Origin of the sequence: Nafulsella turpanensis ZLM-10, assembly GCF_000346615.1 — a bacterium.
Taxonomy (GTDB): Bacteria; Bacteroidota; Bacteroidia; order Cytophagales; family Cyclobacteriaceae; genus Nafulsella; species Nafulsella turpanensis.
Map to the genome: position 1 here is coordinate 1 of NZ_ANNU01000005.1, position 12,409 is coordinate 12,409.

Annotated in this window: 12 protein-coding genes; 10 read left to right on the plus strand and 2 right to left on the minus strand. The window is 45.9% G+C overall.

Annotated elements, in window-relative coordinates; genetic code table 11:
• Positions 1 to 296 precede the first annotated feature (296 nt).
• Positions 297 to 1,412 carry a lactonase family protein gene (locus F752_RS0101575; RefSeq protein WP_017729965.1) on the minus strand — a complete coding sequence of 372 codons (1,116 nt, stop codon included), beginning with the start codon at positions 1,410 to 1,412 and terminating at the stop codon, positions 297 to 299.
• 670 nt (positions 1,413 to 2,082) lie between these two features.
• Between F752_RS0101575 and F752_RS0101580 the strand changes: the two genes are divergently transcribed.
• The gene (locus tag F752_RS0101580; protein ID WP_017729966.1) at positions 2,083 to 4,242 is read left to right on the plus strand and encodes a prolyl oligopeptidase family serine peptidase; all 2,160 of its coding nucleotides are present in this window, start codon (positions 2,083 to 2,085) and stop codon (positions 4,240 to 4,242) included.
• Between the two features lie 126 nt (positions 4,243 to 4,368).
• A complete protein-coding gene (locus F752_RS0101585; protein ID WP_017729967.1) occupies positions 4,369 to 4,833 on the plus strand; it encodes a GNAT family N-acetyltransferase in 465 nt (154 codons plus the stop codon).
• Between the two features lie 105 nt (positions 4,834 to 4,938).
• Here the strand turns inward: F752_RS0101585 and F752_RS0101590 are convergent, their stop codons facing one another.
• Positions 4,939 to 5,241, minus strand: a complete 303-nt coding sequence (locus F752_RS0101590) for a DUF4286 family protein (RefSeq protein ID WP_017729968.1) — start codon at positions 5,239 to 5,241, stop codon at positions 4,939 to 4,941.
• A 101-nt stretch (positions 5,242 to 5,342) separates the two neighbouring features.
• Between F752_RS0101590 and F752_RS0101595 the strand changes: the two genes are divergently transcribed.
• The 8 genes from F752_RS0101595 to F752_RS0101630 all read left to right on the plus strand — a co-directional run bounded on the left by F752_RS0101595 (position 5,343) and on the right by F752_RS0101630 (position 12,366).
• Positions 5,343 to 6,014, plus strand: coding sequence for a carotenoid biosynthesis protein (locus F752_RS0101595; RefSeq protein ID WP_017729969.1), 672 nt, complete (start codon positions 5,343 to 5,345; stop codon positions 6,012 to 6,014).
• 53 nt (positions 6,015 to 6,067) lie between these two features.
• The gene (locus F752_RS0101600) at positions 6,068 to 6,529 is read left to right on the plus strand and encodes a sterol desaturase family protein (protein ID WP_017729970.1); all 462 of its coding nucleotides are present in this window, start codon (positions 6,068 to 6,070) and stop codon (positions 6,527 to 6,529) included.
• Positions 6,526 to 7,428, plus strand: coding sequence for a MerR family transcriptional regulator (locus F752_RS0101605; protein WP_017729971.1), 903 nt, complete (start codon positions 6,526 to 6,528; stop codon positions 7,426 to 7,428). Before F752_RS0101600 ends, F752_RS0101605 begins: the two co-directional genes overlap by 4 nt.
• 251 nt (positions 7,429 to 7,679) lie before the next feature.
• Positions 7,680 to 8,189, plus strand: a complete 510-nt coding sequence (locus F752_RS0101610) for an RNA polymerase sigma factor (RefSeq protein ID WP_017729972.1) — start codon at positions 7,680 to 7,682, stop codon at positions 8,187 to 8,189.
• Positions 8,190 to 8,210: 21 nt separating this feature from the next.
• Complete coding sequence (locus tag F752_RS0101615; protein WP_017729973.1) at positions 8,211 to 9,680, plus strand: phytoene desaturase family protein; 1,470 nt, start codon at positions 8,211 to 8,213, stop codon at positions 9,678 to 9,680.
• Between the two features lie 44 nt (positions 9,681 to 9,724).
• The gene (locus tag F752_RS0101620; RefSeq protein WP_017729974.1) at positions 9,725 to 10,558 is read left to right on the plus strand and encodes a phytoene/squalene synthase family protein; all 834 of its coding nucleotides are present in this window, start codon (positions 9,725 to 9,727) and stop codon (positions 10,556 to 10,558) included.
• Between the two features lie 88 nt (positions 10,559 to 10,646).
• On the plus strand, positions 10,647 to 11,492 hold the full coding sequence (locus tag F752_RS0101625) for a 4-hydroxy-3-methylbut-2-enyl diphosphate reductase (RefSeq protein WP_017729975.1): 846 nt from the start codon (positions 10,647 to 10,649) through the stop codon (positions 11,490 to 11,492).
• 163 nt (positions 11,493 to 11,655) lie between these two features.
• Positions 11,656 to 12,366, plus strand: a complete 711-nt coding sequence (locus F752_RS0101630) for a fatty acid desaturase (RefSeq protein WP_017729976.1) — start codon at positions 11,656 to 11,658, stop codon at positions 12,364 to 12,366.
• Positions 12,367 to 12,409: the final 43 nt, after the last annotated feature.

Genomic DNA, 12,409 nt, shown 5'->3' on the forward strand with positions numbered 1-12,409 from the left:
CTGAAAATTGTCTTCTCTTTTGCATAGGATAACAAGTTAATAATTTACACTTAACCTGCTGTCCTATTTTCGGGGTCCATTATACTCTGTGGATGGCTCCCCCTTCAGGGCAGGAAGCCTACGCAAGAGGAATAGGGCCTTCGGGAAATAGCGGCGAACGAAATAATTTTAAGGTACCCGCCTCATCTGTGGGTTTTACCAGATGCTGTTATTTATGATGGAGCTCTGGAGCATTCCTTCAATCTATTCGTCAATCACCTCAAGTTGTAATAGAAGCTTTGCCAGCATTATCAGCTTTACTCCACCGGCACCATTTTCAGATAAACCGGTTTTCCTACTTCAATCTCCTCTCCCGTCGGGCTTAATTTTCCTGTTTCGATGTCACGTGCAAAAACAATTACATTATCGCTGTTCTGGTGGGCCACGAGTAGAAAGCGTCCGGTCGGGTCAATGGTGAAGTTTCGGGGTGTTTTACCGAGCGTGGACTGGCGGTCTACCAAAGTTAAGGTACCCTTTTCTGGGCCGATCTTGTAAATCACGATTTCATTGGCATCGCCACGGTTAGAGGCATACAGGAATTTCCCGTCGGGCGAAATTTTTACCTCCGCAGCACTCACCGCTCCTTTGAAATCCGGTTCAGTCATTGGAACCGTCTGCACATGGCTTAGCTTCCCATTTTCATGCCTAAATACGCTTACTTCTGCAGTTAATTCCTGCACCAGGTAAGCATAATCTCCCAGTTCATCGAAAATAAGGTGCCGCGGTCCTGTACCAGGCTCTACTGCAATAAAAGGCGTGGCAGCAGGCTTCAACGGCTGATTGCTCTCAGGATGGTATTCATAAATATTTACTTTATCCGTTCCCAGGTCGCCTACGAAAAGATGCTTTTCTTCAGGCCCTAAAACGGTCGAGTGCACATGGGCTTTTTCCTGCCGCTCTTTGTTAACACTACTCCCCGCGTGTTGGATTGTCTGAATTGCAGCTCCCAAACTTCCATCTTTCTGTACAGGCAGCACAGAAAGGTTACCACCAGTATAATTACCTACAAAGAGGTTTTCACCCTTTTGATCGACCGTTAAATAAGCCGGATCTCCTCCACCGGAAGCTTGTTTATTGATAAACTCCAGCGCCCCTGTCTCCCGGTTGAATCGGAAGGCACTTACCGAACCTTCTTTTTCTCCCGATACTTCATTAACGGCATACAAATATTGTCCATCAGGACTTAGCACCACAAAGGAAGGGTTTTCCACTCCTTTTGCGGTAAAGGTATGCTCTAACTTTCCAGTCTTCGAATCGAAACGGTACACATAAATCCCCTCGCTTTTCCCTGAAGTATAAGTACCCACAATCAGGTGAAATGATGGAGAGTTTTTTATTTGTTGGGCAACTGCCGATGGATTAACTATTGTCATAGCAGTTAAAAAGCCGAAAAGCAAAATATGTTTTAGCATATGAGTGATTTCTATATGACACCTTTTATGGGATCTCCCAGATCTCTGCCAGGTTTAAGAAAAATAAATTTGGTGTTGAACGGTGGTTATCATTGCCCAGGGATTCAGGATTAAAAGCCTTATTTTCACTACTTTCTCCATTTTATTCCACCTGTCTTGCTGTACCATTCAGGATAATCCCCACTAAAGTTAGTATAAATTCTAAAGAAAAGAACAGTGGAGAGGCTTGTTACTGCCACCTTCTCTCTACTGCCTATTCCTATGCCTGCAAAATTTCATCTTCTCCACTCAGCTTCTCTAACCTTTCACCGAGCCCTACAGGTTTTTACCCTACAAAACTTTAGTACCTAAAAGGCAGGAAGCTATTCCAACAGCCGGAATCAGGAATAATACCACCGGAAAGATACCCGGCGTGAAGATCTACTCAGCTAAGCCAAAGCCACCCGGAGAGAAATTACCACCGCCTCCGGAATAAGCAAAAGGAAAGGCACAAATCAGCATTAGAATACCCCCTTAGCCTCCCCTATACCCTAGCTCATTGCCTATAAATCAACTTTTCCGTTTTCCTGCTTCCGTATGTCCGGCAGATTGCCTAATTTATCTTTTTAAAAAGATTTTAACCCACAACCTCATGAACAAAGGCACTTTATTAAGTGGCGCTGCCCTAGCCGCTTCTCTTCTGGCCTGCGATGCGCAGAAAGAAGGGACGGAACAGGCAGCCATTCAATACCCTACCGTTAAAACCGTCGATACCGTAGATGTTTACTATGGCACCGAAGTGCCTGACCCATACCGCTGGCTCGAAGACGACCGCTCCGAGGAAACCGGTAAATGGGTACAGGCGCAAAATGCGATTACCGAAGATTACCTGGCCCAGATTCCCTTCCGCGATAAAATAGAGGAGCGCCTGACAGAAATCTGGAACTACCCTAAAAGCGGAGCCCCTTTTAAGCGTGGCGACCAATATTTTGTGTACCGGAACGATGGCCTCCAGAACCAGTATGTAGTCTATACCATGGACGAACTGGGCGGTGAAGAAGAAGTATTCCTGGACCCGAATAAATGGTCGGACGATGGCACTACCTCCCTTAGCGGCTTAAGCTTTTCGGAAGATGGCGAATATGCCGCCTACTCCATTTCCGAAGCAGGTTCCGACTGGCGCACTATAAAAATAATGGAAGTCGATAGTCGTAAAGAACTGGAAGACGAAGTAAACTGGGCCAAATTCAGTGGCATTAGCTGGGCCGGCGATGGTTTCTATTACAGTGCCTACGACGCTCCTGAAAAAGGCAATAAGCTCAAGGGCAAAAATGAGTTCCACAAGGTATACTACCACAAACTCGGCACCCCACAAAGTGAAGACCGGCTGGTGCATGAAGATAAAGAGCATGCCCTGCGCAACTTCTATGCCGGCACGACCGAAGATGAGCGCTTCGTTTATGTTGCCGGCTCCGAAGGCACCAGCGGCAATAATTTAATGGTAAAGGACCTGAGCAAGCCCAATAGTGAGTTTGTTACCGTTGTCGATAATTTCGAGAACGACCACAGCGTAGTAGGCAATATTGGAGATGAACTGCTCATCCTCACCACAAAAAACGCCCCTAACAAACGTCTGGTGAAAGTATCGCTCGATAACCCGCAGGAGTGGGAGAATGTAATTGCAGAGAAAGAACAGCTGCTGGAAGATGTGAGCCTTGCAGGCGGAAAAATGTTCGTGAGCTATATGCAGGATGCCGCAACCAAAGTATACCAGTACAGCAAAGAGGGCGAATTGGAAAAAGAAATTGAACTGCCGGGCATTGGCTCTGCCGGAGGCTTTGAGGGTAGCGAAGAGGACAAAGAACTGTTCTATACCTTTACCTCTTTTACTTTCCCGAGCAATATTTACAAATATAATGTGGAAACCGGAGAGTCGGAGCTATATGAAGCCTCAAAAATCGATTTTGATGCCGACAAATTTGAAACAAAACAGGTATTCTACACCAGCAAGGATGGCACCAAGGTTCCCATGTTTATCGTGCACAAAAAAGGCCTTGAGCTCGATGGCAGCAACCCCACCTTCCTCTATAGCTATGGTGGCTTCGACATCAGCATGACCCCTAATTTCAGCGCTGCCCGCCTGGTTTGGCTCGAAAACGGAGGCATATATGCGCAGCCGAGCATCCGCGGCGGTGGTGAATACGGACAGGAATGGCACGAAGGTGGTATGAAGATGAAGAAGCAGAATGTATTTGACGATTTTATAGCTGCAGCCGAATACCTGATTGAAGAAGGCTATACCAGCAAAGACAAGCTTGCCATCAGCGGTGGTTCCAACGGTGGCCTGCTCGTAGGCGCCAGCATGACGCAGCGTCCCGACCTTTTTCAGGTAGCTCTGCCGGCTGTAGGTGTACTCGATATGCTGCGTTACCACAAATTTACCATTGGCTGGGCATGGGCCGTGGAATATGGCGATGTAGACGACAGCGAGGAAATGTTCCGCTACCTGTATGGCTATTCACCTCTTCATAATATCGAAGAAGGTGTACTGTACCCCGCCACCCTGGTTGCCACGGCCGACCATGACGACCGCGTAGTGCCGGCACACAGCTTCAAGTTTATTTCTGAGCTGCAGGCAAATGGTGCACCGGGCAACCCCTACCTCATTCGTATCGAAACCAATGCAGGTCATGGTGCCGGCAAGCCTACCTCTAAAATTATTGAAGAGTGGGCCGATAAGTATGCCTTTACCTGGTACAATATGGGGGTGGAACCCGAGCTGGAGATAGAAAAGAATATAGAACAATTATAATCAGACGGATTCCGAAGGGCAGACTAATTATCTGCCCTTCTTTTTTGTGCCGCAGGGCATAAATTTAACTTTAGCTTTCTATTAAGTGCTGCTCTTCGTAGTTTTAATGGCTAAACAATAAAATATATGCAGATTCGAAAAGGAACGAAAGAAGACCTGCCACAGGTACTGGACCTGATAAAAGAGCTGGCAGAATATGAAAAGGCACCACAGGAAGTAGACAATACCCTCGAGCGGATGGAGCGGGATGGCTTCGGACCTGAAAAAGTGTTTGACTTTATTGTAGCCGAAGAAGAGGGAAAAATCATTGCCCTGGCCCTCTATTTCTGGAGCTACAGTACCTGGAAGGGAAAATGTATGTATCTGGAAGATTTAGTCGTTACCCTGCAGCATCGCCGCAGAGGTCTTGGCGGCTTACTCTTTAAAGAGCTCATCCGCATTGCAAAGGAAAAAGATGCCCGCCGCCTCAGCTGGCAGGTGCTCGACTGGAATGAGCCCGCCATTGAGTTTTATAAAACCATCGGTGCGGAACTTGACGGAGGCTGGATTAATGGAAGACTAACATATGAACAGCTGAAGAATAGTCTTTAGTCATGAGAAAGGATGGGAGACAGGAGATACTAGACCTGAGACAAGTGAAACTTTAAATACTTTCCCAATTCGCATGTCTCATGTCTCACATCGTATGTCTCACTCCTAAATAACCTGTTCCAGGAGGGTACGGAAAGCGAGGGCTTTGTTCTGGTAGCGGTCGGCATGCTCTTTTTGCAGACGGGGGGCATGTTCTCGCTGGTAGGTATTAATATCTTCCGCTTCGAGGGCAAAGTACTGAATGGCATAGGTGGTGCCACCGTCCACTTCGTTCATCAGTTTGTATATCTTATGGTCAATAAAGAGTTTAGTTGCCATTACATCGGGTATATGCACCTCGCGCATCCACTGCAGCCACTCTTTTTCTATACTTCCTTCCACGCTTACGGTTACGTTGTATAAAATCATGCTTTCTGATTAATTTAACTTTAAACACTAGTAAAGATAAGGGGTTTAGCTGAATATATGGAAAATCTGCCATTTTATCGCGTCCTCTCTCCACTCCGGTCATGCTAAAGGAACATGCTCTCCAGTGGGTAAGCTACCTTAATGGCCGGCAAAAGGGCCTGCTGGCGCTAATGGTGGCTACTTACCTGGCAGGTATTGTAGGTTTAATATTACCTGTCAGCCGTACGCTTTTTCAGTCACTTACTCCTGTAAACCTCCTTCTTTCGGCGGGGATCCTTTTTTCCTTTCACCGGCAATGGAATAGTGCTTTTATTCTTTTTGCTGTGGTGTGCTACCTGCTGGGCTTTTTTTCTGAAGTGGTGGGTGTGGCGACAGGTCTGCTTTTTGGCAGCTATACTTACGGGCCTGTTTTAGGATTTCAGCTGTGGGAAGTTCCTCTTATTATCGGCCTGAACTGGCTGATGCTTATTTACAGCACTGGCACTATTTGTGCGAACTTACCCCTATCCAAGTTCTTAAAAGCCCTTTTTGCTTCCGGTTTAATGGTACTCCTGGATTTCTTTATCGAACCGGTGGCCATGGCGCTGAATTTCTGGCAGTGGGAAAATGAACAGATTCCTGTGCAGAACTTTATTGCCTGGTTTGTCATCTCTTTTATCCTGCATCTGCTCTTTTTCCTGCTCCCCTTTCCCAAAGGCAACCCGGCGGCTAAAATTTTATATCTCTGCCAATTGGTATTCTTTATTATTTTATGTTTGTTTACTGTTTATTAGACCACAATTAAACAAGATTTTCAGGCTTCCGTTAACTAAATAATAGTTAACTTATGATACTTGTTGTTTCCGTCATACTCAGCTTCATTGGTATGGAATTAGCCTCATGGCTTATTCACAGGTATATTATGCATGGGCCGTTATGGAATATCCATAAAACACACCACCAGCATAAAGGGGGATGGCTGGAGCTGAACGATGTATTTACCCTCTTCTTCGGTGGTCTGGCAGTTATTTTCCTGGTCGTTGGGCTGGAACACAATAATGGAGTGCTAACATGTACCGGAACAGGAATTACCCTTTATGGACTAACCTATTTTATAGTGCACGACATGCTGATTCACCGCCGACTAAAGCTGTTCGGTCGGGTAAAACATCCGTTTCTAAAAGCCTTGGCCGAGGCCCATCAGGACCACCACAAAAGTAGAGAACGCGATGGCAGCACCTCGTTCGGGTTGCTGTTAATTGATATTAAATATATTCGTAAACACTTTAGACAAGGGAGGAAAACGTGAGTTCCTATTCCATTAAAGACCTGGAGCAGCTTTCGGGCATTAAAGCCCATACCCTGCGTATTTGGGAGCAACGCTATAATTTTATTACCCCAAAGCGTACCGAAACCAATATTCGTTATTACAATGACCATGACCTTAAGCTGATTTTAAATGTGTCGCTCCTCCGCGAAAATGGCTATAAAATATCCAAAATAGCCGAAATGGAGCCGCAGCAAATGGCACAGGCAGTTCTCAGCATCACCGAAAAGAGCGACAACTTCGCTGACCAAATCCACAGTCTGGTTCTCTCGATGATTGACCTGGACGAAGAGCGCTTCGAGAAGATTCTGTCGACGAACATCCTGCAGAACGGCTTCGAAAATACCATGCTGGGTATTATTTTTCCTTTTCTTAACAAAATTGGCATCCTCTGGCAAACAGGTTCAATCAATCCTGCTCACGAACATTTTATTTCTAACCTCATCAGGCAGAAATTAATCGTAGCAATTGATGGATGCTATGTATCCAGCAAAGAAACCCGCAACAAATACCTCCTCTTTCTGCCGGAAGGTGAGCTCCACGAAATCAGCCTGCTCTTTTGTCACTATATTATCAAGAGCCGGAAGAATAAGGTGGTGTACCTTGGCCAGAACGTACCCCTGCCCGACCTTGCCAGTACTTACGATACTTACCAGCCCAATTTTCTGGTGGGCGTACTTACCTGTGCCCCGGTACAGGCTAAGGTGCAAAAATATATTAACCAGCTGGGAGAGAGTTTTCCTAAGAGTAAAATATTCCTGTCCGGGCAGCAGGTAATTGGGCAGGATCTGAAAGCCCCGCAAAATGTAGAGTTTTTTCTTCGGCTCGATAGCTTTCTGAATCTGGTAGAAGAGCTTTCGGCCGGAAAAATAACTGGCTAAACAACGCCTCCAACTATAAAAAGGCAGCATTGTTAAAAGAATTAAAAATTTCTGCAACCTTTATTATAACCGGCCGTACAAGACTCATACCCGGCCTGATAACCCGGGTTTGATAAATTCACAAAATAGTAAGAGCCTTATTTTTTAAACGCCTGTTTTTTTTATTTTTTCACCTTTCCGGGCTTGCTATTTTAGGGAACATATCTTAAATTTGTTTAACTTTTTTACTGAACTTATAAACATTTTTTTGCATGACAGCACTAGAATTCAGTTATTCCCTGAACAAAATGTCCAAGTCGTTAAAACCATTTGCTTTGAAACTGACGAAAGATATGGAAGAAGCAAATGACCTGTTGCAGGAAACCATCCTGAAAGCCTTTACGAACCGAGATAAGTTTGCCGATGGTACCAACCTGAAAGCCTGGTTGTACACGATCATGAAAAACACCTTTATTACCAACTATCAGCGCATGGTAAGAAGGAACACCTTTATCGACACCACCGATAACCTCCACTACATTAACTCAACTGATAATATTACAGAAAACCTGGCCTACTCAAGCTTTGCTTTAAAGGATATAAACGAAGCCATCGTAAATCTGGACGACGCTTACAAAACTCCTTTTATGATGCACTTCCGTGGCTTTAAATACCACGAAATAGCCGATAAACTAAGCATTCCTATCGGTACTGTTAAAAACCGCATCCACATTGCCCGCAAAGAACTCAAGAGTAAGCTGAAGAATTACGCTGTAAAATAACAGCCACACTTCTATGCTTGCATGAACAAAAAAATAGTTGTAATTGGTGCAGGCTTTGCCGGTATTTCGGCAGCCTCCACCCTGGCAAAGCAGGGATACCATGTAACAGTACTGGAAAAACATAAAACCCCCGGCGGACGTGCTCGCGCATTTTCTGCCGAGGGTTTTACTTTTGATATGGGCCCCAGCTGGTACTGGATGCCCGATGTGTTCGAACAGTACTTTAACCGTTTCGGCAAGTCAGCCTCCGACTATTATATACTCCGGCGGCTCGACCCTTCCTATACCATCCACTTTGGTAAAAACGACGCCCTTGCTATACCTGCAGGGTTACCCGACTTATTTACGCTTTTCGAACAGCTCGAAAAAGGCAGCAGCCTTGCGCTGCAGAAGTTTCTGGAACAGGCGGCCTATAAGTACAAAGTAGGCATGCAGCAACTGGTTTATAAACCCGCCCGCTCCATAAAAGAATTTACAAGCCTTCGCCTCCTGCTGGATATAGCCCGGATGGATGTATTCAGCTCCTTTCATAAACATATCCGCAGGTATTTCAGCCATCCTAAAATTCTGCAGCTGATGGAGTTCCCCATCCTGTTTTTAGGCGCCTTACCCCAAAATACTCCTGCCCTCTACAGCCTTATGAATTATGCCGACATTCAGTTAGGCACCTGGTATCCCATGGGGGGCATGCACGAAATTATAAAAGGAATGGTAAGCCTCGCAGAAGAGCAGGGTGTAAACTTTCTGTACGAGCACAATGTGAAGGGATTTGACGTTATCGACGGAAAGATAAAAGCGGTGAACACCGATAAAGGAACTGTTACTGCCGATGTAGTAGTAGGCGGAGCAGACTATCACCACATCGAACAGCAATTGCTGCCCCCTCCCTACCGGAGCTACAGCGAAGCTTACTGGCAAAAGCGCACCTTGGCCCCCTCTTCTCTTCTGTTTTACATAGGGGTCAACAAAAAGTTGAAAGGACTGCAGCACCATAACCTCTTTTTCGATCGTGACTTTATGCCCCATGCCCGTGAAATATACGAGCAGCCACAATGGCCAACTGATCCACTTTTTTACGTTTGCACCCCTTCCAAAACCGATAATTCCGTAGCCCCTGATGGCTCAGAAAATTTGTTTATACTGATGCCGGTAGCCCCGGGCCTGGACGATACCGAAGAAACACGTGAAAAATATTACCACCTGCTAATGGACAGGCTGGAAACATTAACAGGCCAGGAAATCCGGCCCCACGTGGTATACCAGCGCAGCTATGCACACCAGAACTTTATAGAGGATTATAATGCCTTTAAAGGCAATGCCTATGGACTGGCCAACACATTAATGCAGACTGCCCTGCTGAAACCATCTCTTAAAAGCAAAAAGCTCAAAAATCTCTACTACACCGGTCAGTTAACCGTACCCGGTCCCGGGGTACCACCTTCTCTCATCTCCGGACAGGTAGTAGCGGGAGAAATTATCCGGGAAAATTAAACTTTTCCCTTTAACAGCTGATATTATTTATAAAACCTTCGCTTATGGAGCTGTTTAGCCAAACCACCTACGAGTGCAGTAAGCTTATTACCCAACGCTACAGCACTTCCTTTACCCTCGGCATAAAAACGCTGGATAAGCGCTTCCACATGCCTATCTATGCCATTTATGGTTTTGTTCGTTATGCAGATGAGATTGTAGATACCTTCCACGAACATGATAAAGCTAAACTACTTAAGCGCTTCAGGCATGACACCCGCCTGGCCCTGGAAGAGAAAATAAGCCTGAACCCGGTTTTACACTGCTTCCAGGAAGTAGTGCACCAGTATAAAATAGAAACTGCCCTGATAGATGCCTTCCTCGACAGCATGGCCATGGACCTGCAATGGAAGCCATATGACCAGGAGCGGTACCAGGAGTACATCTTTGGCTCGGCCGAAGCAGTAGGACTCATGTGCCTCCGTGTTTTTTGCGAAGGAGATACGGAGCAGTACGAGAAGCTGAGGGCGCCGGCTAAGAGTCTTGGCGCTGCCTTTCAGAAGGTTAACTTTCTACGCGATATAAGGAGTGACTATAACGAGCGGGGTCGGGTATACTTTCCGGGTGTTAATTTTAAGGATTTCAGCTTATCTGAAAAGACTAGAATTGAGGAAGATATAGAGAATGATTTTAAACATGCCTATGAAGGTATTTTAGCCCTGCCAAAAGGAGCCAGGATGGGAGTATACCTGGCGTATATATATTACCTCAAATTGTTTAACAAAATAAAAAACAGCCCTGCTTCAACAGTCATAAACCAGCGCATTAGGATCGACAACCAAAGAAAACTTAGTCTGCTGATACAGACCATGTTCCGATTCAAATTTAATTATTTATGACAATTATTGGTAGGATGATGGAATCTTATTTCCGTATATTTGTTAAAGTAGCAAGCCATTAAAGTTACACAATTTTACCTGCAGTGCCATGCCAGATTTAGAGGTAGCCATCGACCCACACTCAGGCTTCTGTTTTGGAGTAGTGTATGCTATTGCAATGGCCGAAGAAATTCTTGATGAACAGGGCTACCTTTACTGCCTGGGCGATATTGTCCATAACGATGAAGAGGTAAAGCGTCTTCAGCGGAAAGGACTCAGGATTATATCACAAGGTGAACTCCGGAATTTGTATAACGAAAAAGTACTTATAAGGGCCCATGGCGAGCCTCCCGCCACCTACCAGCTTGCCCTGCAAAATAACCTTGAGCTTATCGATGCCTCCTGCCCCGTGGTGCTAAAGCTTCAAAACCGCATTAAAAACTCATTCGATAAGGAAGAGCAAATATACATCTACGGTAAGCATGGACATGCCGAAGTCATCGGCCTGCTCGGGCAAACCAGCAACAAGGCCATCGTATTCCAGGACCTTGAAGAGCTAAAGCTGGAGGAACTTCCTAAGCGCCTTACCCTCTATAGCCAGACAACGAAAAGCACAGATCAGTTTTACCGCATAAAAAAAGCCATGGAGGAAGCGGGCATAGAAGTGAATGCCAATGATACCATTTGCCGGCAGGTAAGCAACAGAGATAAAGAGCTCCGGGAGTTTGCCGGCAGGTACAATAAAATTATATTTGTTTCCGGCACTAAGTCCTCGAACGGGAAAGTGCTGTACGGAGTCTGTAAAGATCGTAACCCTAACACCTATTTTGTTTCCGGACCCGCCGACCTGCAGGCTGCCTGGTTCGAGGAAGGGGATACCGTAGGCATTTGTGGCGCAACCTCTACGCCCCTGTGGCTGATGGAATCGGTAAAGGAGACGATAGAGCGGATTTGAGGGAATAAATGTAGGATAAGAGACGTGAGACCATAGATAGATTATAGAAACAAGAGACGGGAAAGCTCTCTTTATCAGGCCACAGGAACAAGAAGAAGACAGCCTTCAGCTCCGGGCGCCAAAGCTAATATCCGTAATCCTTTAGGCAGTATCCCCGTATAAAATGCCAGCTATGCAGCCAAGCTCATCAGCAAAAGACCTTTATCTAACTTCCCGCGGTACCCTTATTGCAGGCGGTATTATCGTGGGCTGGTTACTGTTATTGCTCTTCCTGCTCGGCAGCTATACCATCAACTGGAGCTCTCCCCTCACCTACCTGTTTGTTTGGCTGCAAACGCACCTGTATACCGGCCTTTTTATTACAGCGCACGATGCCATGCACGGTGCCATTAGCCCAAAGCCAGTAGTTAACAAACGACTCGGACAGCTATCTGCCCTGCTATTTGCCTTTAACTCCTACAATAAGCTCTTCCCGAAACACCACGAGCACCACCGCTTCGTGGCCAGCGATAAAGATCCGGACTACCACGCCAGTCAGAACTTTTTTATCTGGTACTTCAGCTTTCTGAAGCAGTACATCACCTGGTGGCAGATAGTAGCCATGGCCATTACTTACAACCTGCTAAAACTCGCTTTTCCGCAGGAAAATGTTGTTCTCTTCTGGATTGTCCCTTCCCTTTTGGCTACACTCCAGCTTTTTTACTTTGGCACTTACCTCCCGCACAGGGGAGAGCATAGCAATCGGCACAAATCAGGCAGCCAGCGCAAGAATCACCTGTGGGCCTTTTTAAGCTGCTATTTTTTCGGCTACCACTGGGAACACCACAACCACCCCGGCACCCCCTGGTGGCAATTATGGAAAAAGAAGCGATAAAATTATGATATTTTAACCCAGAGAAACCACCTGCTACCTTATT

What these genes read in the sequence shown, in the direction of transcription:
- F752_RS0101575 (WP_017729965.1), bottom strand. Translation starts at nt 1,412, where the DNA reads ATGACAATAGTTAATCCATCGGCAGTTGCCCAACAAATAAAAAACTCT.
- F752_RS0101580 (WP_017729966.1), top strand. Translation starts at nt 2,083, where the DNA reads ATGAACAAAGGCACTTTATTAAGTGGCGCTGCCCTAGCCGCTTCTCTT.
- F752_RS0101585 (WP_017729967.1), top strand. Translation starts at nt 4,369, where the DNA reads ATGCAGATTCGAAAAGGAACGAAAGAAGACCTGCCACAGGTACTGGAC.
- F752_RS0101590 (WP_017729968.1), bottom strand. Translation starts at nt 5,241, where the DNA reads ATGATTTTATACAACGTAACCGTAAGCGTGGAAGGAAGTATAGAAAAA.
- F752_RS0101595 (WP_017729969.1), top strand. Translation starts at nt 5,343, where the DNA reads ATGCTAAAGGAACATGCTCTCCAGTGGGTAAGCTACCTTAATGGCCGG.
- F752_RS0101600 (WP_017729970.1), top strand. Translation starts at nt 6,068, where the DNA reads ATGATACTTGTTGTTTCCGTCATACTCAGCTTCATTGGTATGGAATTA.
- F752_RS0101610 (WP_017729972.1), top strand. Translation starts at nt 7,680, where the DNA reads ATGACAGCACTAGAATTCAGTTATTCCCTGAACAAAATGTCCAAGTCG.
- F752_RS0101615 (WP_017729973.1), top strand. Translation starts at nt 8,211, where the DNA reads ATGAACAAAAAAATAGTTGTAATTGGTGCAGGCTTTGCCGGTATTTCG.
- F752_RS0101620 (WP_017729974.1), top strand. Translation starts at nt 9,725, where the DNA reads ATGGAGCTGTTTAGCCAAACCACCTACGAGTGCAGTAAGCTTATTACC.
- F752_RS0101625 (WP_017729975.1), top strand. Translation starts at nt 10,647, where the DNA reads ATGCCAGATTTAGAGGTAGCCATCGACCCACACTCAGGCTTCTGTTTT.
- F752_RS0101630 (WP_017729976.1), top strand. Translation starts at nt 11,656, where the DNA reads ATGCCAGCTATGCAGCCAAGCTCATCAGCAAAAGACCTTTATCTAACT.